The 26,082-nt window shown below is 42.6% G+C and carries 23 protein-coding genes and 1 pseudogene; 14 read left to right on the top strand and 10 right to left on the bottom strand.

From position 1 onward, the window contains the following. Nucleotides 1–424 (bottom strand): annotated as a pseudogene (locus FTU42_RS09555) (IS5 family transposase); the annotation flags it as partial. A gap of 352 nt (nt 425–776) precedes the next feature. Here FTU42_RS09555 and lpxB point away from each other — a divergent pair. Further along, nucleotides 777–1,949, top strand: a complete 1,173-nt coding sequence (gene lpxB, locus FTU42_RS09550; protein ID WP_180083323.1) for a lipid-A-disaccharide synthase — start codon at nt 777–779, stop codon at nt 1,947–1,949. Here the strand turns inward: lpxB and FTU42_RS09545 are convergent. Beyond that, nucleotides 1,938–2,888 (bottom strand): AraC family transcriptional regulator, encoded by a 951-nt coding sequence (locus FTU42_RS09545; RefSeq protein ID WP_180083322.1) that lies wholly within the window; start codon nt 2,886–2,888, stop codon nt 1,938–1,940. The genes lpxB and FTU42_RS09545 overlap by 12 nt on opposite strands. Before the next feature lie 187 nt (nt 2,889–3,075). On the opposite strand from FTU42_RS09545, the gene FTU42_RS09540 reads away from it, so the two are divergent. Continuing rightward, nucleotides 3,076–4,293, top strand: coding sequence for an alkane 1-monooxygenase (locus FTU42_RS09540; RefSeq protein ID WP_005170714.1), 1,218 nt, complete (start codon nt 3,076–3,078; stop codon nt 4,291–4,293). 404 nt (nt 4,294–4,697) lie between these two features. On the opposite strand, the gene FTU42_RS09535 is transcribed toward FTU42_RS09540, so the two are convergent. Further along, the gene (locus FTU42_RS09535) at nt 4,698–6,485 is read right to left on the bottom strand and encodes an acyl-CoA dehydrogenase (protein ID WP_180083321.1); all 1,788 of its coding nucleotides are present in this window, start codon (nt 6,483–6,485) and stop codon (nt 4,698–4,700) included. 114 nt (nt 6,486–6,599) lie between these two features. Between FTU42_RS09535 and FTU42_RS09530 the strand changes: the two genes are divergently transcribed. Further along, nucleotides 6,600–7,580 carry a GlxA family transcriptional regulator gene (locus tag FTU42_RS09530; protein WP_180083320.1) on the top strand — a complete coding sequence of 327 codons (981 nt, stop codon included), beginning with the start codon at nt 6,600–6,602 and terminating at the stop codon, nt 7,578–7,580. A 6-nt stretch (nt 7,581–7,586) separates the two neighbouring features. On the opposite strand, the gene FTU42_RS09525 is transcribed toward FTU42_RS09530, so the two are convergent. Both FTU42_RS09525 and FTU42_RS09520 read right to left on the bottom strand, forming a co-directional pair. Further along, a complete protein-coding gene (locus FTU42_RS09525; protein WP_180083319.1) occupies nt 7,587–8,786 on the bottom strand; it encodes an MFS transporter in 1,200 nt (399 codons plus the stop codon). Beyond that, nucleotides 8,786–9,226: a MarR family winged helix-turn-helix transcriptional regulator gene (locus FTU42_RS09520; RefSeq protein ID WP_005170722.1), complete on the bottom strand. Its 441-nt coding sequence runs from the start codon at nt 9,224–9,226 to the stop codon at nt 8,786–8,788. Before FTU42_RS09520 ends, FTU42_RS09525 begins: the two co-directional genes overlap by 1 nt. Nucleotides 9,227–9,482: 256 nt before the next feature. Between FTU42_RS09520 and FTU42_RS09515 the strand changes: the two genes are divergently transcribed. The 3 genes from FTU42_RS09515 to FTU42_RS14900 are packed head-to-tail and all read left to right on the top strand — an operon-like array spanning nt 9,483 to nt 12,046. Further along, complete coding sequence (locus FTU42_RS09515) at nt 9,483–10,928, top strand: cytochrome ubiquinol oxidase subunit I (protein ID WP_180083318.1); 1,446 nt, start codon at nt 9,483–9,485, stop codon at nt 10,926–10,928. Beyond that, a complete protein-coding gene (cydB, locus tag FTU42_RS09510; RefSeq protein ID WP_005097023.1) occupies nt 10,925–11,929 on the top strand; it encodes a cytochrome d ubiquinol oxidase subunit II in 1,005 nt (334 codons plus the stop codon). Before FTU42_RS09515 ends, cydB begins: the two co-directional genes overlap by 4 nt. A 9-nt stretch (nt 11,930–11,938) precedes the next feature. Beyond that, nucleotides 11,939–12,046, top strand: coding sequence for a DUF2474 domain-containing protein (locus FTU42_RS14900; RefSeq protein ID WP_100328576.1), 108 nt, complete (start codon nt 11,939–11,941; stop codon nt 12,044–12,046). A 67-nt stretch (nt 12,047–12,113) separates the two neighbouring features. Here the strand turns inward: FTU42_RS14900 and FTU42_RS09505 are convergent, their stop codons facing one another. Continuing rightward, nucleotides 12,114–12,668: a thermonuclease family protein gene (locus FTU42_RS09505; RefSeq protein ID WP_005170726.1), complete on the bottom strand. Its 555-nt coding sequence runs from the start codon at nt 12,666–12,668 to the stop codon at nt 12,114–12,116. 222 nt (nt 12,669–12,890) lie between these two features. Further along, complete coding sequence (locus FTU42_RS09500) at nt 12,891–13,808, bottom strand: LysR family transcriptional regulator (RefSeq protein WP_180083317.1); 918 nt, start codon at nt 13,806–13,808, stop codon at nt 12,891–12,893. Nucleotides 13,809–13,900: 92 nt separating this feature from the next. Here FTU42_RS09500 and FTU42_RS09495 point away from each other — a divergent pair, with 92 nt between their 5' ends. The 5 genes from FTU42_RS09495 to FTU42_RS09475 all read left to right on the top strand — a co-directional run bounded on the left by FTU42_RS09495 (nt 13,901) and on the right by FTU42_RS09475 (nt 19,354). Next, nucleotides 13,901–15,142: an acyl-CoA dehydrogenase family protein gene (locus FTU42_RS09495; protein WP_180083316.1), complete on the top strand. Its 1,242-nt coding sequence runs from the start codon at nt 13,901–13,903 to the stop codon at nt 15,140–15,142. A 55-nt stretch (nt 15,143–15,197) separates the two neighbouring features. Then, nucleotides 15,198–16,319: a phosphotransferase family protein gene (locus FTU42_RS09490; RefSeq protein ID WP_180075407.1), complete on the top strand. Its 1,122-nt coding sequence runs from the start codon at nt 15,198–15,200 to the stop codon at nt 16,317–16,319. After that, the gene (locus FTU42_RS09485; protein WP_005097015.1) at nt 16,316–17,014 is read left to right on the top strand and encodes a histidine phosphatase family protein; all 699 of its coding nucleotides are present in this window, start codon (nt 16,316–16,318) and stop codon (nt 17,012–17,014) included. Before FTU42_RS09490 ends, FTU42_RS09485 begins: the two co-directional genes overlap by 4 nt. A gap of 53 nt (nt 17,015–17,067) precedes the next feature. Then, the gene (locus FTU42_RS09480; protein ID WP_005097014.1) at nt 17,068–17,811 is read left to right on the top strand and encodes an SDR family oxidoreductase; all 744 of its coding nucleotides are present in this window, start codon (nt 17,068–17,070) and stop codon (nt 17,809–17,811) included. Nucleotides 17,812–18,292: 481 nt separating this feature from the next. After that, nucleotides 18,293–19,354, top strand: coding sequence for a fatty acid desaturase (locus FTU42_RS09475; RefSeq protein WP_180083315.1), 1,062 nt, complete (start codon nt 18,293–18,295; stop codon nt 19,352–19,354). Nucleotides 19,355–19,395: 41 nt separating this feature from the next. On the opposite strand, the gene FTU42_RS09470 is transcribed toward FTU42_RS09475, so the two are convergent. Further along, nucleotides 19,396–20,766, bottom strand: coding sequence for an alpha/beta hydrolase-fold protein (locus tag FTU42_RS09470; RefSeq protein WP_257225568.1), 1,371 nt, complete (start codon nt 20,764–20,766; stop codon nt 19,396–19,398). Between the two features lie 179 nt (nt 20,767–20,945). Here FTU42_RS09470 and FTU42_RS09465 point away from each other — a divergent pair, with 179 nt between their 5' ends. Then, entirely contained in the window at nt 20,946–21,656 is a 711-nt protein-coding gene (locus FTU42_RS09465; RefSeq protein ID WP_180083314.1) for an SGNH/GDSL hydrolase family protein, read from the top strand. Nucleotides 21,657–21,688: 32 nt separating this feature from the next. Further along, nucleotides 21,689–22,273 (top strand): uracil-DNA glycosylase family protein, encoded by a 585-nt coding sequence (locus FTU42_RS09460; protein ID WP_005170739.1) that lies wholly within the window; start codon nt 21,689–21,691, stop codon nt 22,271–22,273. Nucleotides 22,274–22,548: 275 nt separating this feature from the next. On the opposite strand, the gene FTU42_RS09455 is transcribed toward FTU42_RS09460, so the two are convergent. Both FTU42_RS09455 and FTU42_RS09450 read right to left on the bottom strand, forming a co-directional pair. Next, nucleotides 22,549–22,986: a hypothetical protein gene (locus tag FTU42_RS09455; protein ID WP_005170745.1), complete on the bottom strand. Its 438-nt coding sequence runs from the start codon at nt 22,984–22,986 to the stop codon at nt 22,549–22,551. A gap of 168 nt (nt 22,987–23,154) precedes the next feature. Next, the gene (locus FTU42_RS09450; protein ID WP_100328581.1) at nt 23,155–24,711 is read right to left on the bottom strand and encodes a phospholipase D family protein; all 1,557 of its coding nucleotides are present in this window, start codon (nt 24,709–24,711) and stop codon (nt 23,155–23,157) included. Between the two features lie 120 nt (nt 24,712–24,831). On the opposite strand from FTU42_RS09450, the gene FTU42_RS09445 reads away from it, so the two are divergent. After that, nucleotides 24,832–25,944 carry an S-(hydroxymethyl)glutathione dehydrogenase/class III alcohol dehydrogenase gene (locus FTU42_RS09445; protein ID WP_100354801.1) on the top strand — a complete coding sequence of 371 codons (1,113 nt, stop codon included), beginning with the start codon at nt 24,832–24,834 and terminating at the stop codon, nt 25,942–25,944. The last annotated feature ends 138 nt before the right edge of the window (nt 25,945–26,082 follow it).

Below are 26,082 nucleotides of genomic sequence, written 5' to 3'. Positions count from 1 at the left end.
TCATGTATCGTTCCATCGGAGATAATAATTTCGATTGGATTGCCATCCGCATCAACAGCTAAGTGTATTTTAGAACTATTTCCACCAATGCTTTTAGAAATATCCTGATCTTTTATTCCAGCAGAATATTGGTGTGCCCGAACATGACTACCATCAATAAAAACCCATTCCATATCAGCACTTGAAGAAATTAATTTAAATATTTTCATTAACTTATCATTTTACACCAACGATTATATTTTTTAAAGATTGAGTTATACGAACCAAATTCTTTAGGCAAATCACGCCATGGGCAGCCTGTTCTTATTCTATAAAGTATTGCTTCGACAAAATTTCTCAAATTAGATTTGAAATAGATATCAAAATTTCGGAAAATAGAAAGTAACTTAGACCAGTGTTGATCATTCAGCATTGTACGAGGCATAGCGAGAAGTAAATTTGGTTTGGCGATTAAATTTTACTTTCTCGCTATTTTTTTGAACAGAAAATGTCAACAGACCCTAAATGAAGTTTCATGTTCATCCTCGCTAAGAAAATAACGTGAAAGACCGGTCACTTATTTTAAAGGACACTTTGATCTGCCTGAAAATGAAGATGAATCAGGAAAACCACTTCAATAGAAAAAATCATCAGGGAAGATTAAGAGTAGGCTAAGTAATTCTAAAGCATACCTTTCTTAAAATATAAGATGCTCACTGCTTATTCAGGCATAAACCCAGCTTTATGTTAGAATTACGATTAAATACAGTTCAATACGGATCTGAGAGGGAACTCACTTGCTAAATCGAAAACTAAAAATTGGAATCGTGGTCGGTGAGGTCTCTGGAGATACGCTTGGCGCAAAGTTGATTCGCCGTTTTCGTGAGCAAGGGATTGATGCCGAATTTGAAGGCATCGGTGGTCCACAAATGATCGCAGAAGGCTTTAAAAGCTATTATCCGATGGATGTTTTATCGGTGATGGGCATTGTTGAAGTTCTCAAGGATATTAAAAAACTCTTTGCTGTACGTGATGGGCTGGTCGAAACTTGGACTAAAAACCCTGTCGATATTTTTATTGGTGTAGATGCACCTGATTTTAACCTGCGCCTGTCGAAAACCATTAAACAAAAACAGTTGCCGATTAAGACCGTGCAATATGTCAGTCCTTCGGTCTGGGCATGGCGTCAGGGACGTGTGCATGGTATTAAGGCCGACATTGATCTGGTGCTGTGTTTATTCCCATTCGAAAAAACCTTCTTTAAAAAATGGGATGTGCCAGCCGCTTTTGTGGGTCATCCTCTGGCCAGTCAGTTGCCGCTTGAAAATCCGATTATCGATGCTAAACAAGAACTGAATCTTGATCCGAATCAGAAGCATATTGCACTATTACCGGGAAGTCGCCGCGGTGAGATTGAACGTTTGGGGCCTTTGGTTCTGGATGCAGCCAAGATTCTGCATCAGAAATATCCGGACTATACTTTCCTGATTCCGGCAATTAATGAGGCGCGCAAGCAACAGATAGAACGCTTGCTGGTGACTTATCCTGAAAGTCTAAAGATTCAAATCCGCTTAATGGAAAACAGCGGTACCGAGTCAAAAATCGGCCGTCAGGTCATGAATGCATCCAATATTATTGCGCTGGCGTCAGGTACTGCGACATTGGAAGCGATGTTATTACATCGTCCGATGGTGACTTTCTATAAGCTGAATTGGTTGACTTATCATGTGGTGAAATTTCTCATCAAAATTCCTTATTATTCACTACCAAATATCATTGCCGGCAAAAAAGTCATTCAGGAGCTGATTCAAGCCGATGCTACGCCTGAAAAGCTGGCGGCTGAAATTGAAAAACTGATGAATATTGAAACTGCACAAATTCAGGTGATGCAGCATATCACCATGCATAAGCAGCTATTGTCTGGTAATAGCGAAGACCCGGTCAAAGCCGTGCTCGCGCTAATCCAGTAATTTGACATTATTGTTCTGACAATTCAGCCGGTACTGGGTGGGCGTCTGTTCAAACTGTTTTTTAAAACTTTGACTGAAGGCTGTCTCGGATGAATAACCGACCAAATAAGCAATTTGCTGAATGCTGAATCCGCTATTTCGCAAATATTGTGCCGCCAGTCGCAGGCGATGCTGTTGTAAATAAGCCAGTGGCGGCTCACCAACAATCTGGGTAAAGAGCTGGGCAAATTTGGAACGTGACATATGACATTGCTCAGCCAGACTTTCTACGGTCCAGAACTGCTCAGGTTTGCCATGAATTGCAGCCAGTGCATTGGACAGTTCCGGATGCGAGAGCGCATTCAGCCAGCTCGAGGCATTTTCCAGATTTAAAATATAATCCCGCACACATTCAATCAGTAAAATACTGACCAGATGATCCAGAATCTTGTCACGTCCCGGCCGCATCTGCTGGGTTTCCAGCGCCAGAAACTGCAAACCGACCTGTAACCATTCCGGTGCGGTGTCGCCCAGAATATGCTGAATATGCAGGTATTTAGGTAAGGCACTTAGTAGAGGTTTTGCCATCTGCATATCCAGACTGGAACGAAGGGTGAGCATGAAGCTGTGTGCTGCTGAACTCTCCCGATTAAGATCAACACATTGCTGTGCATGGGTCTGGAAATAAGCATTAATTGAACGATGCTCAGAAAAATCGGCACTGCCGGGGCAAGAAATGCGATGGGCAGAACCTGCGGGTAAGAGTACCAGATCACCTTGTTGCAGCTCGAGCAGATCGCCGTTGGCGAACTTTAATTGTGCCTGTCCTTGTAACAGGATATAAGCCAGCATAAAAGGCTCATGCTGATAGTCAAAGCCGCTCGGATGAAACACATTCAGATAAAGATATTCAGATTTTGCCAAATGAATATCATCAAAAATTTTACTCAAAGCATCCATGCCTAACTCTATTCTTCTATTTATTTCACTTAATTGACTATAAATTTTTTAACTTTTTGATTTTAGGCCAGAATTTGGCTGCATGTGCCAAAGACGCTGACATAGGTTTTCTGGACGTTGAATACTGTTCGCTGTTGCTGAAATATTCAACTATAAGTGCAGAGTAACATAAAAAAGGAAGCTCGCAATGAATGCCCCTGCACAAATCCAGAAAGCGCAGTTTACGCAGGAAGCGTCAGCACTAAAAGGTGTAAAGCTGGATAAAAAACGTTTTGGCTGGTTGCTCAGCCCAGGTTTGCCTGTGATCGGAATGGGAATTTTGGCCGGTTATCATTTTGGCCCCAAAGCGACTAAAAAAGTCTTTGCTTTGGGCGGGCCTTTATTATTGCATGTGATTATTCCGACTCTGGATGCCCTGATTGGCGATGATGCCAACAATCCGAATGACGAACAGATTCAGGCGCTGGTCAAAGATCCGTATTATGACCGGATTGTAAAAGCCTTTATTCCCTTGCAAATGGCAGCCAACGCTTTTGCCGGCTATGTGGTGACACGTCCAAATGTATCGATACTGGATCAGCTCTTATTGGGAGTTTCCATGGGTGCGATTAACGGCATTGCGGTCAATACGGCACATGAACTGAGTCATCGTCCGCAGAAAAAAGACCATTACTGGTCGCATGCCAGCCTGATGCCTTTGGCCTATAATCATTTCCGTATTGAACATCCTTATGGGCATCATAAACGGGTGGCAACGCCAGAAGATCCAGCATCTTCACAAATGGGCGAGTCTTTTTACCGTTTCTGGCCACGCACTGTGTTTGGCGGATTAAAGTCAGCGATCCAGATTGAAAAGAAACGTCTGGAACGTAAAGGATTGAAATTTTTAAGCAAGGAAAATGAACTGTTTCATGGCTGGGCGATGAGTGCAGGCTACCATGCCTTGATGCTAAGTGCTTATGGTAAAAAGCTCATTCCTTATACACTGACTCAGGCCTTTTATGGGGTAACTCTGTTTGAAATCGTCAATTATATTGAACATTATGGTTTGAAACGCACAGAAAAAGATGATGGCAGTTATGAACGGACCTTGCCTGAACATAGCTGGAATAATAACAATATTGTGACCAATCTGTTTTTGTACCAGTTGCAGCGCCATTCAGACCATCATGCCTTTCCAAGTCGCCCATTTCAGGCACTGCGACATTTTGATGAAGCACCCGAATTACCCAGTGGTTATGCCACCATGTTGATTCCGGCTTTAATTCCGCCGTTATGGTACAAAATGATGGACCAACGGGTCTATCAGCATTATCAGGGTGACCTGACTAAGGCCAATATTCATCCAGGCAAACGTGAGAAAATTTTTAAAAAGTTTGGACTTATTTTAAGTACTGAAGCATAAACCTAGTTTTAAATAAAAAATGCGCTTCTTACAGCTAATGCCAGTCAGTTAAGGAATTGACTGGCATTTTCTTTTTCAAATTCATGAGTATATCTGATAGATAAAAAAGTCATCCGCAACTGTTTGAGGCAGGACTACATTTAAAAATGATTGTTTCTGCGACAAATTTACTAGTCGATGGTGGCTGACGAGTTTTGCGGTGAGGAGTGTTGCTCCGCAAGATGCCCTCCTTGCGAAGCTTCGCTTCTCATTTGGGCGAAACCAAAGTAACAAATAATTTACAAGAATTTGATTTATAACATTAATACTCCGCATTGAATGACTAAAAATTAAAGAGTCTGTTTCTAAACTCCTTAACTGATCAGCATTACTTCTTACAGCGCATTTTTATTTAGCTATGAACCCTAAAACCAGTCAGCTTGCATATTCCTGCAGCTATCATCAAAGTTCATCAGTAACTTGGCCTGATGTTCAATTTCAGGCAATTCCCAGCGGATAAAATATTGGGCTGCCTGAAACTTGCCCGCCAAAAAGTCCTGATCTTCTTTTTGATCGGAATTGTCAAATTTAAGTTGTGCTTGATGCGCCATGTCTAAGCAGAGCCAGGCAATCATGGTTTTTCCCATCATGTCTAAATAAAGCCCAGAGTTGGCTAATGCTTCATTGATTTGGCCTTGATGTAGAGCCTGACCTAAAATCTGGGTGGTTTTTTGCAGGGTAGCCAGATGCTGTTGAAAACTTTTGGCCAGTGCGACTAACTTGGGATTCTGAATCTCAGACAACGTATGCTGGATGCGTTGCATCAACAGGCTGAGTCCCTTGCCATTGTGCTGCCAGAGTTTACGCCCAAGCAAATCCAGGGACTGAATGCCATACGTGCCTTCATGAATCGGATTGAGGCGGTTATCGCGGTAGCATTGTTCGACCGGATAATCACGGGTATAACCCGCGCCGCCCAAAACCTGAATCGCCAGATCATTGGCTTTTGGGCCATAGGCTGAAGGGAAGGATTTGACCACTGGAGTGATCAGATCAAGCAAGAGGGCACTGTCCTCATCATGTGCTGCCTGATGTTCATCAATCAGACGCGCCGCAAATAAACACAGGGCCAGTGATCCTTCGACATAAGCTTTTTGTGCCAGCAGCATACGTTTGACATCACTATGCTCAATAATATTGACCGGTTTGGAATCAGGCGATTTTTCATGTGCAAGACGACCTTGCGGACGGTTTTTGGCATAGTTTAAGGATTCCAGATAACCGCGATAGCCAATCATGGCTGCGCCCAAGCCTACGCCGACACGCGCCTCATTCATCATTTTAAACATATATTTTAAGCCATGACCTGCTTCACCAATCAAATAGCCTAAGCAAGCATCATTTTCGCCAAAGCTTAAAACCGTTGAAGTCGTTCCTCTATAACCCATTTTGTGCAGTAAACCAGCCAGCTGTACATCATTGGATTCACCTATAGAGCCATCTGGATTGGTTTTAAATTTCGGCACAATGAACAGGGAAATACCTTTGACCCCTTGCGGTGCATCCTGAATCCGCGCCAGAACCAGATGAATAATATTTTCGGTAATATCCTGATCACCACCAGAAATAAACATTTTCTGGCCTTTAATGTTATAAGTTCCATCTGCCAGAGGAATAGCTTTGGTCGTTAGATCACCCAGAGAAGAACCGACATTCGGCTCGGTCATGGCCATAGTGCCGGCAAAGCGGCCGCTCAACATATGCGGTAAAAATAGCTGTTTTTGTTCCGGTGAAGCAAAGGCTTGAATCAGATTTGCCGCCGCCGCAGTCAGAAAAGAATAGGCAACAGTTGAAGGATTGGCCGCCATAAAATAGGCATTGCAGGCCATATTTAATAAAGTCGGGAGTTGCATACCGCCATGTTCATAATCATGCTGGGCACAGAGCAGGCCGGCCTCGGCAAACTGCTGCCACGCCGTTTTGACTTCAGCAATGGTTTTGACCTGCTTCCCATCAAAGCTCGGTTCATGCTGATCGGCTTTGGCATTATGCGGGGCAAAGTAATCGGTCGCGATACCCTTGGCTGTATCTAAAATACTGTCAAAGGTATTTTTATCATGCTCCTGATAACGTTCCAGTTTTGTCAGAGCTTCAAGTTTGAAGACATCATAAAGTAGAAAATTAAGATCTTTATCATTTATTAGCTCGGTCACGGTACTGTCCTGAATGTAAAATCCTTGAGATAGCGCCAAGACTAACAGTTGCTTTTATTCATCAGGATTGTCAATAATGACATCAAACAGGTAAAAAATGACAATGAGATCAAGATGCAGCGAGTCGTAGTTTTGGGTTTTGATGGCGCTCTGGCTTCTGCCATTACCGGTGTCGTCGATTTATTTGCCATGGCCGGTGTGAGCTGGAACCGCATTCAGCAGCAGGATGTACAGCGCCTGTTTAAAGTTAGTATTGCCAGTCCTGATGGACAACCGATTCGTTGTATTAATGGTCTGGAATTACAGGCACATTGTTCCTATCAAGAGATTCAAACTGCAGATATTGTGGTGGTGCCAACCATAGCTGCACCGATTCAGGATGTATTGCAACAAAACCCTGAGCTGATCCGGTTTCTAAAATCTGCTCATGCAGATTCGACCTTAATTGCTGGAAATTGCACCGGAAATTTCTTTCTGGCAGAAGCCGGTATTTTAGATAATCGCGTGGCAACGACGCATTGGGGCTTTCAAGATATTTTCCGGACGCATTATCCGCAGGTCAAATTGAATGCCGATCTGATGATTAGCCGCGACCAGAATATCTATTGTGTGGGTGGTGGCCTGGCCTGGTTCGACTTAGGTTTGCATCTGATTGAACGTTTTTATGGCTTTGAGGTGGCCATGCAATCGGCCAAATCTTTTGTGATTGATTATCGACGCGATAGCCAGCTGTCTTATTCCTTACTCAAGATTGGACAACCGCATCATGATGAACTGGTGCAAAATGTCCAGAACTGGCTGGAGCAGCATTTTCATGAGTCTTTTAGCTTGGATGATATTGCAACACGTTTTAATGTCACCACGCGTACCTTGATTCGCCATTTTAAACAGGCACTGGACTTGCCGCCAAATCAGTATCTGCAAGCGATCCGAATTGAAGCTGCACGCAAACGTCTGGAAGAAACCGATCAGGCGGTGGATGTGATCATGCAAAATATTGGTTATCAGGACCCAAGTTCATTTCGCCGTTTATTTCATAGAAAAACTGGCTTGACGCCGTTGGAATATCGGCGCCGCTTTAGCCGTCGCTTTTAGAAGTGTTTAATAAGAAGGTTGTATTTCCCCCGCTTTACGGCCATGCAACAGGTAATACCAGATCAGACAGCTGATGGTCAGTACAGCAGAGTACAGGTAAAGTTGACGATAACCGATCTGATCCAGAAGTATGCCGAGGAAATAAGGTCCAAAACCCAAACCTGCATCTAGCGCAATAAAGAAGGTTGAAGTCGCCAGCCCCATACGCTGCAAACTGGTACTTTTTACCGCAATGGTCTGACAGACGGACTGGAGATTACCAAAGCCAAAACCAAGCAGTGCGGCGCTGGCCAATAACATCGTAGCATTATGGGCCTGACTGAGTAATAAAATTCCTAAGGCCATAATCACAATGGCCGGATAGATGATGATGTTTTCACCTTTACGATCCATTAGCGGGCCGGTAAATGGACGTGAAAGCAAAATCGCAATGGCATACATCAGAAAGAAAAAAGAAGCCGTTTCGACTAAATTAATCTCTTTGGCATAGAAATGAATAAAAGATAAGACGCCGGAATAGCAGGTTGCCACAATCAGAACAATCATCGAAATCGGCAAAGCCTTGGGTTCAATATATTGCGCCAGTCTGCTAGATGATTGATTTTCTATATGATTGACTGGATTCGTTATTTTAATCTGTGGCGGCTGAATAAACAGGCTGCAAATCAGGCAGCTGAGTGCGACTACACTGGTAAAAACAAAAATCACCTGATAGTTAAAATTTGACATTAGCCAGATGCCTAAGAAGGGGCCAATCGCTGTGCCAAGTGTGCTGCTCATACTAAAATAACCAATGCCTTCACCACGTCGAGTCGCAGGAATGGTCTGGGCAATCACGGTGCCTAATACCGTTGAGGCCACACCCATCATAAAACCGTGCATCAGACGGATGCCCAGTAAAATTTCCAGCTTGGCCGGAATCAGATAGAGGCCAGAAAAAAGCAGAAAACCTGTCAGACCGGCCACAAGCGTAATTTTTAGGCCCAAACGGTTTAGCAGTTTCCCGATAATAAGACGGCCGAATAAGGTACCGACAATAAACAAGCCAGAAACCAGCCCTGCCTGTGCCGTGGTTGCACCTAATTCTGCTACCGAGTAGCCGACAATCACAATCACCAGCAAATAAAACACCAGCACCAACTGGAAATTCACCAGACTGATCAAAATAAAATTGGGAGTCCATAAAGGCGTTTGTTCTTGGCTCATTAAAGTCGATCCTGCGAAGCGGGTTGTAACTGCTGAATGAGCTGCATCAAGATATTTTTACTACTTTCAATATCATCTGAGGCAATTTGCTCAAGCAACTGCTTTTCAAATGCCTCAATCTGTGTGGAACCCAGGGCAAAAGTCTCGACTCCTTGCTCACTCAGTGTGAATAGCTTCTGACGCTTGTCTGCAGTTTCGAGTTGGCTAATTAGACCGAGTTCCACTAAATTCTGGATACGTTTACTGATGCTGGGTTTAGATACGTTCAAATAATGAGAAATATCCATCAGGGTACATTGCTGATGCGTCTGAATCACATACAGCACTTGCCATAAGGAATAATTTAACTGTGAAGATAATAAAATCGTATTTATTTCATCACTGAGTAACCGTGCACAACGTAATAACAAGGCGCGAAATGGAAGAGAGGCAGAAGGCATATAGTTAACCTGGCTAACTAATTTAGAGCCAATTTACGCCTATTTGGGGGATTACACAAGTGGTCACCGTTCAATTAAATATTCACTTGCATATTTAATTAAATAGCGCTTACACATTGTTAACTTGAGTAAAAAATAACCGACAAAAGTCTACATATTGCCAAGCCAAATTAAGCCTAAGCTAAGACCAAGAAAAAACACTTCACTAATAAATCTAAGCAAGGCTCCTACAAATAATTATATATAGGTGAAATGTATGACCCTGAGTTTAACCGCATTAGAGTTAGCGCGAATACAATTCGCCTTTACTGTCTCTTTTCATATTATTTTTCCTGCAATCTCAATCGGATTGGCCAGCTTTTTGGCGATTCTGGAATGGCGCTGGCTCAAAACCCAAGACCCGATTTATCGGGATCTGTTTAAGTTTTGGGTGAAAATCTTCGCTGTAGCATTTGGGATGGGCGTGGTCTCTGGCGTGGTCATGAGCTATCAGTTCGGCACCAACTGGAGTGAATTCTCCCGGATTGCAGGTGGCGTGACTGGCCCATTACTGGCCTATGAAGTTCTTACCGCCTTTTTTCTGGAAGCGGGCTTTTTGGGAATTATGCTCTTCGGCTGGGGACGGGTGGGGCCACGTGCACACTTTTTCTCGACCTTGATGGTCGCGGTAGGCACCTGTATCTCGATGTTCTGGATTTTATCCTCCAATAGCTGGATGCAAACGCCGCAAGGCTTTGCCATCGAAAATGGTCTGTTTGTCCCCAAAGACTGGATCGCCATCGTATTTAACCCGTCATTTCCCTACCGTTTGGCGCATATGGCCATTGCTGCCTTTTTGGTTTCTGCATTGCTGGTGGCAGCCACAGCAGCCTGGCATCTTATTCAGGGCCGTCGTGATGCCTTGGTCAAAACTTCATTTTCCATGGCAATGTGGCTGATTCTGGCACTTGCGCCGCTACAGGTTTTGGTGGGTGATGTACATGGTCTAAATACGCTTGAACATCAACCCGCCAAACTGGCGGCAATGGAAGGTCATTGGGAAACCAATCATGATGGCGGCATGCCTTTATATCTGTTTGGACTGCCAGATATGCAGGCTGAGGAAACCAAATATGCCATCGCCATTCCTAATCTGGGCAGCTTGATCCTGACACATTCCATGGACGGTACTGTCACCGGCTTAAAGGATTTTGTACCTGAAGACCGTCCTAATTCGGCAATCGTGTTCTGGAGTTTTCGGATCATGGTCGGGCTAGGAATGTTGATGCTACTGCTGGCAATCTGGGGGGCATGGTCACGTAAAAAAGGTCGCTTTTATGAATCCCGAGGATTACATCGGTTTGCCCTGATTATGGGGCCTTCCGGTTTTATTGCCATGCTGGCTGGGTGGTTTACGACGGAGGTTGGCCGTCAACCCTGGGTGGTCTATGGCATCATGCGTACCAAAGATGCCCTATCGCCGGTATCGGCAGAGCAGGTAGGCTTGACCCTGATTATCTTTGTCGTGGTCTACTGTGTGGTCTTTGGCGCCGGTATTTATTATATGTTGCGACTCATGCACAAAGGCCCGGAATTTATTCATTCTACACCCCCACATGAAATTGATAGTGACGTAATTCAGGCATCTCGCCGGCCATTGAGCAGTATTCGCGAGAGTATTGAGGATGGGGCCGATAATGCAGATCAGGAGAATAAAAAATGATTGATTTGTCATTGATTTGGGTGGTGATCATCGCCGTTGGTGTCCTGATCTATGTCATTCTGGATGGTTTTGATCTGGGCATTGGCATTCTATTTCCGTTTTTTCCGCATCAGGATGACCGTGATGTGATGATGAATACTGTTGCGCCTGTCTGGGATGGCAATGAAACCTGGATGGTATTGGGTGGCGCAGGTTTATTTGCAGCATTTCCGCTGGTCTATTCCACCGTATTATCTGCACTGTATATGCCGATCATCCTGATGGTGATTGCGCTGATCTTCCGTGGTGTTGCTTTTGAATTCCGTTTTAAGGCCAATCGCAGTAAACATTGGTGGGACAAAGCCTTTATTGGTGGTTCTGCGCTGACCAGCTTCCTGCAAGGGGTGATTTTAGGCGCTTATATTCAGGGAATTGAAACCCGAAATGGCATTTATGCGGGCGGCGGGCTGGACTGGTTGACACCATTTAGCCTGTTTACCGGTCTGAGTGTCATGGTGCTGTATGCTGCCTTAGGCTGTGGCTGGCTGATTTTTAGAACGGCCGATCAGTTACAAGACCGTATGTATCAGCTAATGCCAAAAATGATTATCGCCTTATTGATTATCCTGGGCGCTGTCAGTATTTATACGCCGCTGACTCATCCGCAGATTGCGGAACGCTGGTTTAGTCAGCCACAATTTATGTATCTCATGCCCGTGCCGATCTTAGTCCTGTTATTTACCTGGCTGGCTTTACGTGCCTGCAAACAACGTAAGGAACTTAGCCCATTCATGTACATGCTGGTGCTGGTTTTTCTGGCCTATACCGGATTTCTGATCAGTCTCTGGCCTTATATCATTCCACCGTCAGTGACCATCTGGGAGGCGGCAGCGCCAGAAAGTAGTCAATTATTTACCTTAATTGGTGCTTTATTACTTATTCCAATCATTCTGATTTATACCGGCGTGTCGTACTGGGTATTCCGCCATAAAGTGCGGGTCGGGGATGATGGCTATCATTAAGGAGCAACAATGAAAGGGAAGCAGATATTATGGTTTGTGGGCCTATGGATTTTAGGCTTCGTTACTCTGGCTTTAATTGCAGGCGCATTCAGGTTTTTTGTCCATCTGGCGTATTAATTTAAAAATTAAAAAGTGATCTGGCGAGCCGGATCACTTTTTAATAGCGAAGAGAAATCAGCAAAGATTAGGATTTTACCTGTTTTCGATACACACTTGGGCGTACAGGTCGGCTACTTTTCCAGAGTCCTTTTTTCTGTTTTTTGGCTTTGTTTTGCAAGTCCAGCATATAGCGTAAATGGTTTTTATCTTTAATATAATCTTCGTAGACCCATGCTGCGCCGCGTTTCACGATTTCTTCATTGATATTTTTACGATAGCGGTAAACGACGCCGACGCAGCGACCATAACGGTCAATATCTGTAATTTTCACGCGAACTATTTTGTTTTTCACCATGCTTTTAACTAGACGCTGTGACTCTTTGCCATAGCTTTGGCTGGATTCTGGCGCATCCACATAGGCAAAACGTAGTCTGGTTTCAGAACGTCTAATATTGAAACGGTAGCAGGTGAGGGTATCCCCATCGCTAACCGCCTTAACACGACACCAGTATTTCTGTCCTTTTTTAAAGGGACGAAATATATCCTTGAGGTAAATGGTGAGTTTGTGCAGCAAATAATAGGAAAAGCATAAGGCAAATAAACCCAGCACAATTTGCCAGGTGGGAGAAAGAGGCAACAAGCTAAAATCCAGATCATCAAAAGAAGCTGTAGAAGAACAACAGCAAGCAGATGCATGATTGTAGAGGAAAGCCCCAAGCACTAGAGTTCAAAAGCTAAACAGTCAGTGTTTCATTTTGTATTTATAAATAGCCTAAGCAACTTAGGTTGAGCCTGACATTTCAGGCTACAATACCAACCATTAGAATAGCCTAAGCAAAATTAATATCCACTTAGAAATAGCCTAAGCAAAAATGTTATTAATTTCGCTTCGCAAAAATTGATGTCTCTTATTTTCCTGTAAATCTTTGTGCCAATACATTCCCATATTAATCTTAGGCAGTTGCACAGGCACTTCAAAAAAATTAAGAATTTTGGCTACCTGTAAATGCTCTAAGATATTGCGTGGCATAGTCAACATCGCTTGGGGATATTGCTCCAAAATTTGCAACGCAGTTGAATAATGCTGACAGCGTAAAAAAATTTGTCTTGAAAGCTGCTTACGGCTCAAATACAGATCTTCAATTAGGATACCTGTACGGCGAGATGATACGCCTATATGTGGGGAGGAAAGATAGGATTGTTCTGAAATTTTATTTTGCTGCGTACAGACGACAAATTCATCTTGTACTAAGGGTTCAAACTGAATTTTATCTCCCAGTTTTTGCTCAAGATCCATGACAAAATCGACCTGCTGCGCTGCCAGGTCAGCACTGATATTTTTACGATCCAGTTTGATGCTACTAAACTGAATATCCAGATTCATTTTCTGAAAATGTGCCACCAACTTTGGAAAAATCATTGGTTCAATTTCATCATGTACGGCAATTTTTAAACTTTGCACCATATTTGGTTGAAATTGTTGATGCTGAATAGAAATACTTTGAATCGTCATCAGGGCATTTTTAATGGCGGGATAAATCTGTTCAGCAAACGGCGTGGGTTGCATTTTTGCACCAAAACGTACGAACAGATCATCCTGCAACTGATTTCTGAGCCGCTGCAAAGCGTGACTAGCAGCAGATTGGGTGATACATAATCGCTGTGCTGCTTTAGAAATACTGTTCTGTTCAAAAATAGCGACAAAAAGTGGATATAAATTGATATCTATACGATGGAAAACACTCATATCCATCAGTGTTTTATTATGAATGCTATGCATGATGAGCTATGGATTAAAATCATTTTATTCATAATAGTTTTTAAGTTAAGGTCTTGTAAAGCAGAATACAAAATATCCAGAGGGAAATAGCCATGTTTGAGTTATCCGCACGCGCGCAAGACTATGTTGAACGAACTAAAAAATTTATTAAAGATGAAATCGAAGCTGTTGAAGCCGATTTTTGGCAGCAAGTGCATGAGTTAAATCAAGGCAGTGACTGGACCAAATGGCAATGGCCGACTGAACTGGAAACTTTAAAAGCCAAAGCCAAAGCAGCAGGGCTGTGGAATATGTTTCTGCCATGTCCTGAACTGGGCCAAGGTTTATCAGTCAATGAATATGCTCATATTGCCGAGCTTTCGGGCCGTAGCCTGATTGCACCGACCGTATTTAACTGTAATGCGCCAGACAGCGGCAATATGGAAGTCCTCTGGCGTTATGGCTCTGAAGAACAGAAACAGCAATGGCTTTTGCCATTACTTGAAGGCAAAATCCGTTCTGTATTTTGTATGACTGAACCGGCGGTGGCTTCTAGTGACGCGACCAATATGCAAGCAACGGCGGTCATCGAAGGTGATGAAATTGTTCTGAATGGCCGTAAATGGTGGTCATCAGGTCTGGGCGATCCCAATGCCAAAGTCATTATTTTTATGGCACATACGCCAGATGAAAGCAAAGACCGTCATCATCAGCATTCCATGGTTCTGGTTCCTGTCGATACGGCGGGTGTGAAAATCGAAAGAATGTTACCGGTATTTGGCGACTATGATGCACCGCATGGTCATGGTGAAGTCAGTTTTGAAAATGTCCGCGTTCCAGTTGCCAGTTTTATTGGTGGTGCCGGTCAAGGCTTTGAAATTGCTCAAGGTCGTCTCGGGCCAGGCCGTATTCACCACTGTATGCGTTGTATCGGCGCTGCGGAAAAATCTTTGGAGCTGATGATTGACCGCGGTATGAACCGGACTGCCTTTGGTAAAGAAATTTTAAAACTGGGAGGCAATCTGGAACGTGTTGCTGAAGCACGGGTCGCGATTGATCAGGCACGTCTTTTAACCTTGTATGCAGCCTATAAAATGGATACTTTAGGGAATATGGCGGCTTTGACTGAAATCTCGGCCATTAAAGTGGTTGCGCCAAGTGTATTAGAAAAAGTAGTGGACATGGCCATACAAATTCACGGTGGTGCTGGTGTCTCCCGTGATACGCCACTCACCGGATTCTTTGCTCAGGCACGTGCCCTACGTTTGGCGGATGGACCAGATGAAGTGCATAAAGGTATGATCGCAAAACTGGAACTGGCTAAACGCGGTTACAGTACACGCCATAAAAAATAAGCTTAAACACGATATAAAGTTTGAAGACATTTGAAAAAGAATTGAAGGAAAAATTATGGCAGTTATTGATGTCGGTGGATCGGTTCGTGCAGGTGAGGAACTGGATGTTCAGGCTGTAGGAAACTGGCTGATTGGGCAGGGCGTTCAACTTGAAGGCCCGGTCGAAGTTACTCAATATTCGGGTGGCGCATCGAACTGGACCTATCGTCTGAAATATGACAATGCCGATTTAATCCTGCGTCGTCCACCCAAAGGTACCAAAGCCAAATCTGCCCACGACATGGCCCGTGAATTTAAGGTTCAGTATGCACTTTCCGAGTTTTATCCGGTATTACCAGAGATGGTGGCACTTTGTCAGGATGAATCCGTGATTGGCTGCGACTTCTATGTGATGAAACGCATTGAAGGCATTATTCCACGCGCCAATTTACCCAGAGAGCTGAATTTTAATGAAGCTCAGGTACGTGAACTGTGTATTAACGTCATTGATAAGCTGATTGAGTTGCATCAGGTGCCTTATGTGGGTACTGAACTGGAGAAATTAGGCAAAGGCGAGGGCTATTGTCATCGTCAGGTAGACGGTTGGGATGCACGTTATACCAAAGTCAAGACCTTGAATGTGCCATCTTTCAGATATGTCCGTCAGTGGCTTAAAGACAATACCCCAGCGGATGCTAAAACCTGTCTGATTCACAATGACTGGCGTTTTGATAATGTCATTTTAGATCCAAACGATCCGACTCAAGTCATTGGCGTTCTGGATTGGGAAATGGCGACACTCGGTGATCCATTGATGGATCTGGGTTCAGCTTTGGCTTACTGGGTTGAAGATACGGATAATGCAATTTTTAAAGCCACACGTCGTCAACCCACCAACTTAAAAGGCATGTTTAGCCGTAAAGAAGTGGTGGATTATTATCTGGAAAAAACCGGATTAACCCCTGAAAACTGGACCTTCTATGAAGTCTTTGGAATTTTCCGTTTAGCGGTGATCGCGCAGCAAATTTATTATCGCTATTATCATAAACAGACCAATAATCCAGCATTTAAGGATTTCTGGATTGTGATTCATGCCTTGCATATTCGTGCCTTAAAACTGATTGGCCGCCAGAAAATTGAGGCCAATGATATTGCACAGAAATATATGACCAAATTTAAGGAGTTCATGCCGAAATGACGACGATTTATTTAATCCGCCATGGACAGGCGTCTTTCGGTGCAGAAAGCTATGACAAACTTTCTCCAAATGGTGAATTACAAGCCAAATTATTGGGCCGCTATTTTGATGAAATTTTAAAAGAAGCACCTTATGTGGTGGCAGGCTCCATGCAGCGTCATCAACAAACGGCGCAATTGGCCTTGGCTGAATGTTTTCCTGAAAGTGAGCCAGTTACAGATTCAGCTTGGAACGAATTTAATCATCAACAAGTCTTTGCTCAATATGAGCCACGCTTTAATCAGCCAGAACTGCTGAAAGAAGATGTATCGCAGCATGCCAATCCACGCGCCTATTTAAGTAAAATTTTTGAAGGTGCAATTGAGCGCTGGACTGGCGGTGACTATCACCATGAATATGAAGAATCCTGGCCAGATTTCAAACATCGGGTGGAAACGGCATTGCAGCATTTGTGTGATGATCTGGCTGAAAAGAAACCGCGCTATGCTGTAGTGTTTACGTCGGGCGGAGTCATTTCGGTTGCTGCGGGCAAAATTCTCGGTTTGTCTCCGAATAAAACTTTTGCTTTAAACTGGGCAATTACCAATACCAGCATGACCACGCTACGTCTGGTAGGCAACCAACCCCAGCTATTAAGCCTAAATGAACATCATTATATTAAAGCGCAACGTCCGGATTTATTGACCTGGATTTAAATCTATATTGCAAATCTGATTGCTTAGAAAAATAAAGGAATAAGGTAAAACACATGGCAAAAACAATTTTAATTACTGGTGCAAGTTCAGGAATTGGTGCAGGTATGGCACGCGAATTTGCTCAGAAAGGCTATAACCTGGCCATCTGCGCGCGTCGCCTGGATCGTTTGGAAATACTTAAACAAGAGTTGGAGAGTCAATACGGCATTCAAGTAATTGCTAAAACTTTAGATGTCACTAATTATGATCAGGTCTTTGACGTATTTCGTGCTTTTAAACAAGATTTTGGCACGATTGACCGAGTGATTGTCAATGCCGGAGTCGGTGAAGGCCGTCGTATTGGCAAGGGCAACTTTGCCATTAATAAGGCCACAGTTGAAACCAATTTCATTTCGGCCTTGGCACAATGTGAAGCAGCAGTAGAGATTTTCCGGGCGCAAAATTCAGGCCATCTGGTCATGATTTCTTCAATGAGTGCCATGCGCGGTATGCCTAAACATTTAACCGCTTATGGTGCAAGTAAGGCAGGTGTTGCACATCTGGCCGAAGGGATTCGTGCCGAACTGATTGATACACCAATCAAAGTCACCACAATTTTCCCGGGCTATATTCGTACCGAACTTAATGAAGGCGCCAAGAAACTGCCATTTGAAGTGGATGAAAAAACCGGATCGCGTTTACTTGCTGCTGAAATTGAAAAAGCGCCAGTAAAGGCTTATGTGCCAAAATGGCCATGGCTGCCATTGGGTCTGGCGATGAAAATATTGCCGCTGAAATTGGTGAATAAATTAGGCTAAGATTTAAAATCTAAAAGCTCCATAAGGGGCTTTTTACTTTTCTAGAACTTCAGAAATTTTTTTGCTGGTAATTTCACTTGAAAAAATTGCTTTGCAAAGTCAACGCTAATGCTGACGTTATCAAAGTTACAGATAAAAATGTGCCAAATACATGCACTATCCTGTGTAAAGAAAACAAAGCTCGTTAATTCGATTAATCAGGATCAGGTAGTTTGATAAGCTTTTAATAATGAAATATTTATTATTTCAAGGCAAACCAAGTTTAATTAATATAGAGATAAATTTCTGTTAAAAAACAGATTTTTTAGAGACTGAATCTCATAAAAAATTACGCATGACCTCCCTGTATTTTTATTCATCTTAGAAAAAGTGCCAAAATTGTCCAAAACTTGGACATACTCGCTCGGACAGTCAAAAGATCACTTCTCTTTTTTTTAATTTCCTTTAATGTGCAACTGTCCAGAAATTAAAGGTTCTCTATATGTCTACATCTTCAGAGATGACAGACCAGCAGCGTATCTCCAAAGTTAGAACTGTGGTGACACAGGCAGGTGAAGATTTACGTAACCGTTATCCAATATTGAAACATCAAAATTTTATTGGTGCCAGTATTCTCGGTTTTGCCTGGATCGGTATGGTTTTATGCGCATTGGCCTATGCCTATGGCTATCTTTCTGTATGGCTGACGATTCCTTTAATTGCAATTTTTGCTTCACTGACGCATGAATTAGAGCATGACTTAATTCATTATATGTATTTCAAAAAAACGCCCTGGGCACATCACTTGATGCTGGCTTTGGTGTGGTTGGCGCGTCCAAATACCATTAGTCCGTGGGCACGTCGTCGTTTACACCTGCATCATCATAAATATTCTGGAACTGAACATGATCTGGAAGAACGTGGAATCAGCAATGGTATGCCCTGGGGAATTCGCCGGATTTTGATCATCAGTGATCAATTGATGTCGGTTTATCTGCGTCCTTTCCAGATGTTTAAAATGATCCATCTTTTTCTGGAAAAACAGCCTGAAAAAGAACGTAAAATTGCCATGATTTCCCAGCTATTGGGCTTTGTGCCATTAAGCATTCTTTATTATGGCTTATTTTATTTATTTGTCGTGTTCCATGTTTCAAATGCAATCGTGCCTTTATTTGGCTATGAGATGCGCTGGTCGCAAGTCGTAATCGAAGCAATGCCAATCATTAATTTTATTGCAGTCATCTGGCTGATGCCCAATTTTATCCGTTCATTTAGCCTGCAATTTGTTAGCTCGAATATGCATTATTATGGCGATATTGATCCAAGAGATGTCATCAAGCAAACACAAGTACTGACGCCTTGGTGGATGATGCCATTTCAGTTGTTCTGCTGCAACTTTGGGGCCACGCATGCGATTCATCACTTTGTCGTTAAAGAGCCTTTTTATATTCGTCAAATGACCTCGAAAACGGCGCATAAAGTGATGAAAGAAGTGGGCGTACGTTTTAATGACCTGGGCACATTTAAACGTTTAAATTGCTGGAATGATATTCAAACAAAATAAAACTGAATTAAAAAAATCCTGCAAATGCAGGATTTTTTTATCTACTCTTTGGAATTTGCAAAGAAGTACAGCAAAGCGTCTTGCAATATCACCTGCCAAATTGCATAGGAATGTGCGCCTTCATAAACCTGATATCTGACCTCATGTCCTTTGGATTTTAAAGCTTGTGCCACGATGGGTGACGTTTCCAGAATACTTAAGTCATTGTTGGTACGCGAAGATTCATAACGATTCGCTGAAATATGAAAATACTGTTGAGGCTGTTTTTTTAAATTATGAATCAATTGATTCATACCATTGATTTTTGAGTGTGGTTCAGGTGACCACCAGAACGAGCCGGATAAAGGCACAGCATGACTAATGTGCTGCGGATTTTCCAAGGCAAGATAAGCTGCACTCAGCCCTCCCAAACTGGAACCGAGAAGAACTGTTTTTTGCTTATCACGTACAATTTTCTGATCGAGCCAAGGCAAAAATTCCTGATTAAAAAAACCTGAAAATTTCGGGTTTGGTGTCAGCTCTTTAGGACGAAGTTCACTATTCGGTGCATGTAAAAAAACCGCTTGAATCGGTGGAAGTTTGCCTTGTTCCACCAGAATATCCAGCACTTTTGGCACATCAACCAAATGGGCATATTCATTTCCATCAAAGAAAATAGCCGTGATATAAGATTGTTGTGCAGTTTTTTTAGATTGATAGATTTCAACGCGACGTTGATTTTTTAAAAACTGGCTGGATAGCTGATAACGTTTTAGTTCAGGCTGCGGATGATCTGGATAGCGTTTAGGATCGATAAAGGGAGGGGCTTGATCCAGGGCGATAATATTTTCATTCCTCAGTTTAGAGGCAGTATTTTCTTTAAGCCAGCGTTTTGGATTCAATGGATCAAGTTGTAATACCTGCAATACAGCACGGCGCTGCGCCCGGGGTTCTTTGAGTTCTGGGTTTAAATGTGCACAGTAATTCGATAGATAACCCTCCAGATTTGGTAAATCCACTGCAAAACTATAACTGCCGATATAGCGACGGTTCACAATATTTTCCTTAAACCAGATCTCGGTATCGGGCAGGCGAGTCAACCATTCATGATCATTACTCGGGCCACCGACCAGACGCACATTATGTTTGGCTGCTTTCCATAAAAAAATCAGTCGAACATGATCCTGATCAAGTGGCTCAATAATCGGTGTAGTTTGATTTTGCACTTTTTCCCAGAATTGTTGGATTAATCCGGCTCGGTTTTCAGGATACTGCTTTAATTGCTGCTGTAAACTTTTTAACAGGTCGCTTTCGGGTTGAACTGCTTCACACGCTGCAGCATAAGGTGCTTGCTCCATTGAGGAAGGTGAATCTGCCAAACTATGTAATGATAGTGCGCTTAGTAAGAGTGTGCTTAAGTATAAGTATTTCAAATCATCCCCTGTTAGTTTAAAAAAGTAATGATAATTATTATCAATTATAAACACAGATTTGTCTTTCAATTATTTTTATATATTTATTCAATTATTTACATGATGTTTTATCAAAATTCATAGCATGACAGGTTACAATAAAGTTCTAATTCATTGTTTTATATTTAAAGTATAGATTTATGTGGCTGAAAATATCGACTCTTGCATTAATTCCAGCATTGGTAATTCAGGGCAATCGCGTCAAAAAAAACACTGTGCAACTTCCAGAACCGGAGGGTGAACGTGAAGGAACGTGCGGTCAAGGCCAGCCGCTTTCTATACTGATTGTCGGCGATTCTGCGGCTGCCGGCGTTGGGGTAGAGCATCAGGATGATGCATTGCTGGGCGCCATTTTAAAAGATTTGCAGCATGACTTTAAAATTCAATGGAAATTGCATGCAAAAACAGGGGATAGCACAGCTAAAGTGATTCGTGCCATAGAACAACTGGAGACAGAACATTTTGATGTGGTCATTAGCTCAGTTGGTGTAAATGATGTAACCAAGCTCATGCCGGCTGATATCTGGATTCAAAAACAGAAAAAACTATATGCTATGATTCAGCAAAAATTCAGTCCTGAATTGGTCATTGCAGCAGGTGTGCCACCCATGAATATGTTCCCGGCATTACTAAATCCTTTGGCCTGGTTATTTGGACAATATGCCAAAAAAATGAATCAGCAACTGGCGAAATTCGTAGCAAGCCAAGACAGCATGCAATGGATTGAATATGATATTGAAAAATATCGTGCCATGAATTTAGAAATGGCTGCAGATGGTTTTCATCCGAGTAAGGAAGTTTATACACTTTGGGGACAAGAAGTGGCTAGCAAGATTCGGCAGACACTCTAAAATAGTTGAAAGTTCTCAATTTAAGGAATTCTATGTCTGATATTGAAACGCATCCATTACCGCCTTTTTTACCGCCAAATGCCAAATTACTGATGTTGGGTAGTTTTCCACCACCAGCAACTCGCTGGAAAATGAATTTTTATTATCCAAATTATCAAAACGATATGTGGCGGATTTTTGGTTTAATTTTCTTTCAAAATAAAGATTACTTTCTGGATATTGAGAATAAAAAATTTCAGGAATCATTGATCCGTGAATTTCTATTGGAGACTGGAATTGCGATTTTTGATAGTGCCTCTCAGATCAGACGGCTGACGGGCAATGCTTCAGATAAGTTTCTGGAAATTGTGGTACCGACCAATTTAAAGGATTTATTGCTACAGATCCCAGAATGTACCTACATTATGACCACCGGTGATAAAGCCACCGATACCATGATGCTGTCTATGCCTGAAGATGCAGAAAAGCCCAAAATTGGAGAGCCGACGCAAACCAACCTGGAAGGACGCGAACTGCATTTATATCGAATGCCATCTTCATCTCGAGCTTATCCTCTGGCTTTAGATAGAAAAGCTGAAGCTTATCGACAACTCTTTTTAGATGTTGGACTGGTCTAGCGGATGACAGGAGAAAATTAATGAAATCGAAGCTCACTCTGATTTTTTCTTAGTTAAACTTAGAATATGTAAGAATTTTTAAAACAAGAGGTTGTTCTGAATTTTGGTGATTATATTGCTATTTTCTCATTATTTTTATAATGAACAGGCTGACATGATTTAAGCAGAGTCTTATTGCTGGATGCTATACTCGGCATTCATTGGTTTAAGAACATTCACACATAAAAAAGGGTGAATGTGGTCACCCTATATTTATTTCAATGCTAAATCACTGCTCAATCCTGATATTCCACATAGTCCCACAGGTTTAAACGGGTTTTAATTTCCTGACGGATCTCTGGCAACATCGGCAATAACGTCCCATCAATCCATAAACTGAGCGCCTGTGCAGAGAGCAATTGCTGTTGTTCATCGACTAGTTGTGCGCCTTTTAAGATCACGCAGGTTTCTTCAAGCGCTTCAGTTTCGACACCTTTGAATAATACCTGTAAATCATGACCGCTATCGTGAATCAACCACTCTAACTCGAGCTGTATATTTTCACTGGATTTTAGAACAACTTGACCCTGAATAATATCGGATTCAGACAGACAATCATGTTCTACCCGAATTTTGGCCAAATACCATTCTTGCTGAGATAAATCATGGAGAGTTTTTACAGGCGTCAGAATATCACTGAATTTAAACTGACGGCTTAAATCAAAAAATTGCATGGGAGTAGAGGGCGAAAAAATCGCAAAATATTGGAAAAGTTGAATTTTAAAGCAAGGCTAATCGCCTGTAAAACCCTTTAAGCGATGATAGCACCAGATGACTTGACGCTACCATGCCCGGAAAATAGATTCTGTACGTTGTGTAATACCAAAGTCATTACAATGTCATTACATTAGCCATTCCCCGGGGAATTTTGTCACCAGATTCATCATAAAACGCTGAAATTTTGTGGTTTCAGGGTCATGTACATGCTGAATAGTACGGCCATCTTTTTGATGTTCTAACCAGATTATTTCATCTTTTTCATTTAGTTTGAGCTGATAGGCCACGCGCGGTAAAAATTGATTCATCGCATTAGAGATTTCCTTTTGAAAATCTTCCGATTTAACCACCAAACCGACTTCGGTGTTCAGATAAGCTGAACGCGGATCAAAATTAAATGAACCCACAAACACCATACCATCCAGATCAAAAAATTTGGCATGTAGACTCGAACTGTTTTTATTTTTGGCCGGGATGATGTCACCAGTCATAATTTCATACCAAGTCCGTTCTGGCCGGACTATATACGGTTTAAACTCCCAGAGTTCGATGCCATTTTTCAAGAGCTGCTGACGATATTGCTGATAATAAGCATGTACCACAGCTACATCATTGGCCTGAAAAGAATTGGTCAGGATTCTAATTTTGACACCCTGTTGTGCACGCATACTTAAATAATCTGTGCCTTTTTGTGTGGGAATAAAATACGAGGAGACCAGTTCCAGATGATTTTTCGGCTCGCCCATCAGTTCAAGCATATGGGTGTAAATATAATCGCCATTTTTTGCATGAGGACGTGCTTTTGCGGGTGTATCCGCGACAAAATAAGCCTGTGCCCAGTAAATGGGTTGTTTCTTTAAGTGCTCTGCAACTTGTTTTTCGGCAATGCCTACTCGGCGTTTTAATTCAGTTTCATCCACTTCTTCGCGCGCAAAATCAGCTCTTAGCCTTTTTAACATTTCCGGATGACCTGAATCATTCAGAATCTGCCGAACATCATAACTCAGCTTATCATTCCAGAAATTGATGAAGGTCTGATTGGCATTTTCTACGGGTTGACCTGCAAAGAAAATATCGACATCGGTAAACTGGAAATTTTCGCTGGCATCAAAGTATTCACTGCTGATATTACGGCCACCAGTGACAGCTGCGGTACCGTCTGCAATGATCAGTTTATTGTGCATGCGATGATTAATCTGTTTCATTCTAAAGCCATAATCCAGCGCACGTAAATGACGGAATTTATAAGGATTAAAAATCCGCACTTCAAAGTTTGGGTGTTGGCTTAAGGCCAGCAGTTTATCATCAAGCTGGGTGCCATTTTGGTCATCAATCTGCACTCGCACCTTGACACCACGATCTGCGGCTTTTAACAGCTGGGCCAGCATTATGTTGCCGATAAAATCATCCTTCCAGATGTAATATTGCAGATCCAGATGATATTGGGCTTTATTGATCAGGTGCAAACGTGCGGCCATACTCATAAAACCATCATAGAGCGGTAAAAAAGCGGTTTTTCCTTCATTCATCTGCTGTTTTGAAATTTGATTATCAATCCAGTGCGCAGGTCGAACCGGCGTGATTTCTGCTTGTTCAGCAGTATTTGCAGCCAGTTCGCAGCCAGAAAGAATCATGCTCAAAGTTAAAATGTTCAAACAAACAAAAGGTGAAGGGTTAGTCATTGATGTTCCATTGATTATAGGATTTTTTATTCCTTATCTTCTGATGTTAATAGTTGAATCTCCGAATAGAAAGAGGTTACTGTTAGTCATCTGTAAATCAGCAAAAAAGGATAGTTTTACATGAAATCACGTGCAGCGGTTGCGTTTGGTCCAGGTCAGCCCTTAAAGATCGTGGAAGTAGATGTTGCTCCACCCAAAGCAGGTGAAGTATTGGTAAAAATTAGCCATACCGGAGTGTGTCATACCGATGCATTCACGTTGTCTGGTGAAGATCCTGAAGGCGTATTTCCGGCGATTTTAGGCCATGAAGGCGCAGGTGTGGTGGTCGAAGTTGGTGAAGGTGTCACTAGTCTGAAACCGGGCGATCACGTAATTCCGCTTTATACTGCTGAATGTGGCGAATGCTTGTTCTGTCAATCTGGCAAAACCAACTTGTGTGTGGCTGTGCGTGCAACTCAAGGTAAGGGTGTCATGCCGGATGGAACCACACGTTTTTCTTATAATGGTGAGCCGATTTATCATTATATGGGCTGCTCAACCTTTTCTGAATATACCGTGGTTGCTGAAGTTTCCCTGGCAAAAATCAATCCTGAAGCCAATCATGAGCATGTCTGCCTGCTCGGCTGTGGCGTAACCACTGGTATTGGTGCGGTGCATAACACGGCCAAAGTCCAAGAAGGCGACAGTGTTGCAGTATTCGGTTTAGGTGGTATCGGTCTGGCTGTGGTACAAGGTGCACGTCAGGCCAAAGCAGGTCGTATTATTGTGGTAGACACCAATCCGGATAAGTTTGAACTGGCAAAACAGTTTGGTGCCACAGATTTCTTAAATCCAAAAGAATTTGATCAGCCAATCCAGCAGGTAATTGTAGAAATGACGGGTTGGGGCGTAGACCATTCATTTGAATGTATCGGTAATGTTGATGTAATGCGTTCAGCGCTTGAATGTGCGCACCGTGGCTGGGGTCAGTCGGTGATTATTGGAGTCGCTGGAGCAGGTAAAGAAATTTCCACCCGTCCATTCCAGTTAGTCACAGGCCGTAAATGGATGGGGACTGCATTTGGTGGAGTGAAGGGTCGTTCACAATTACCAGACATGGTAGAACAATCCATGAAAGGTGAAATTCAACTTGAACCTTTTGTGACGCATACCATGCCGCTTGAACAGATCAATGATGCTTTTGACCTGATGCATGAAGGCAAATCAATTCGTACCGTTATTCATTTTGAATAAGTGAGCGTTTGATTTTGAAAAGACTGGTTTAATACCGGTCTTTTCTATGTGCGTTTCACTTAATTCAGGATACATTAGTGCATGAAAGCGTCACAGAGAATCACTTAAACAACACAAGCCTGCTAATGTCATTACATT

It is taken from the genome of Acinetobacter sp. YH12102, assembly GCF_013419125.1.
Classification (GTDB): Bacteria; Pseudomonadota; Gammaproteobacteria; order Pseudomonadales; family Moraxellaceae; genus Acinetobacter; species Acinetobacter pseudolwoffii.
This window is presented reverse-complemented; position numbering and strand designations above follow the sequence as displayed.

Bases quoted from the DNA above. Each gene is read 5' to 3' on its own strand.
- FTU42_RS09495 (WP_180083316.1), top strand. From the start codon at position 13,901: ATGTTTGAGTTATCCGCACGCGCGCAAGACTATGTTGAACGAACTAAA.
- FTU42_RS09455 (WP_005170745.1), bottom strand. From the start codon at position 22,986: ATGCAATTTTTTGATTTAAGCCGTCAGTTTAAATTCAGTGATATTCTG.
- FTU42_RS09520 (WP_005170722.1), bottom strand. From the start codon at position 9,226: ATGCCTTCTGCCTCTCTTCCATTTCGCGCCTTGTTATTACGTTGTGCA.
- FTU42_RS09450 (WP_100328581.1), bottom strand. From the start codon at position 24,711: ATGACTAACCCTTCACCTTTTGTTTGTTTGAACATTTTAACTTTGAGC.
- FTU42_RS09525 (WP_180083319.1), bottom strand. From the start codon at position 8,786: ATGAGCCAAGAACAAACGCCTTTATGGACTCCCAATTTTATTTTGATC.
- FTU42_RS09545 (WP_180083322.1), bottom strand. From the start codon at position 2,888: ATGGATGCTTTGAGTAAAATTTTTGATGATATTCATTTGGCAAAATCT.
- FTU42_RS09460 (WP_005170739.1), top strand. From the start codon at position 21,689: ATGTCTGATATTGAAACGCATCCATTACCGCCTTTTTTACCGCCAAAT.
- FTU42_RS09465 (WP_180083314.1), top strand. From the start codon at position 20,946: ATGTGGCTGAAAATATCGACTCTTGCATTAATTCCAGCATTGGTAATT.
- FTU42_RS09445 (WP_100354801.1), top strand. From the start codon at position 24,832: ATGAAATCACGTGCAGCGGTTGCGTTTGGTCCAGGTCAGCCCTTAAAG.
- FTU42_RS09485 (WP_005097015.1), top strand. From the start codon at position 16,316: ATGACGACGATTTATTTAATCCGCCATGGACAGGCGTCTTTCGGTGCA.
- FTU42_RS14900 (WP_100328576.1), top strand. From the start codon at position 11,939: ATGAAAGGGAAGCAGATATTATGGTTTGTGGGCCTATGGATTTTAGGC.
- FTU42_RS09500 (WP_180083317.1), bottom strand. From the start codon at position 13,808: ATGCATAGCATTCATAATAAAACACTGATGGATATGAGTGTTTTCCAT.
- FTU42_RS09530 (WP_180083320.1), top strand. From the start codon at position 6,600: ATGCAGCGAGTCGTAGTTTTGGGTTTTGATGGCGCTCTGGCTTCTGCC.
- FTU42_RS09540 (WP_005170714.1), top strand. From the start codon at position 3,076: ATGAATGCCCCTGCACAAATCCAGAAAGCGCAGTTTACGCAGGAAGCG.
- FTU42_RS09480 (WP_005097014.1), top strand. From the start codon at position 17,068: ATGGCAAAAACAATTTTAATTACTGGTGCAAGTTCAGGAATTGGTGCA.
- FTU42_RS09475 (WP_180083315.1), top strand. From the start codon at position 18,293: ATGTCTACATCTTCAGAGATGACAGACCAGCAGCGTATCTCCAAAGTT.
- FTU42_RS09490 (WP_180075407.1), top strand. From the start codon at position 15,198: ATGGCAGTTATTGATGTCGGTGGATCGGTTCGTGCAGGTGAGGAACTG.
- FTU42_RS09515 (WP_180083318.1), top strand. From the start codon at position 9,483: ATGACCCTGAGTTTAACCGCATTAGAGTTAGCGCGAATACAATTCGCC.
- cydB (WP_005097023.1), top strand. From the start codon at position 10,925: ATGATTGATTTGTCATTGATTTGGGTGGTGATCATCGCCGTTGGTGTC.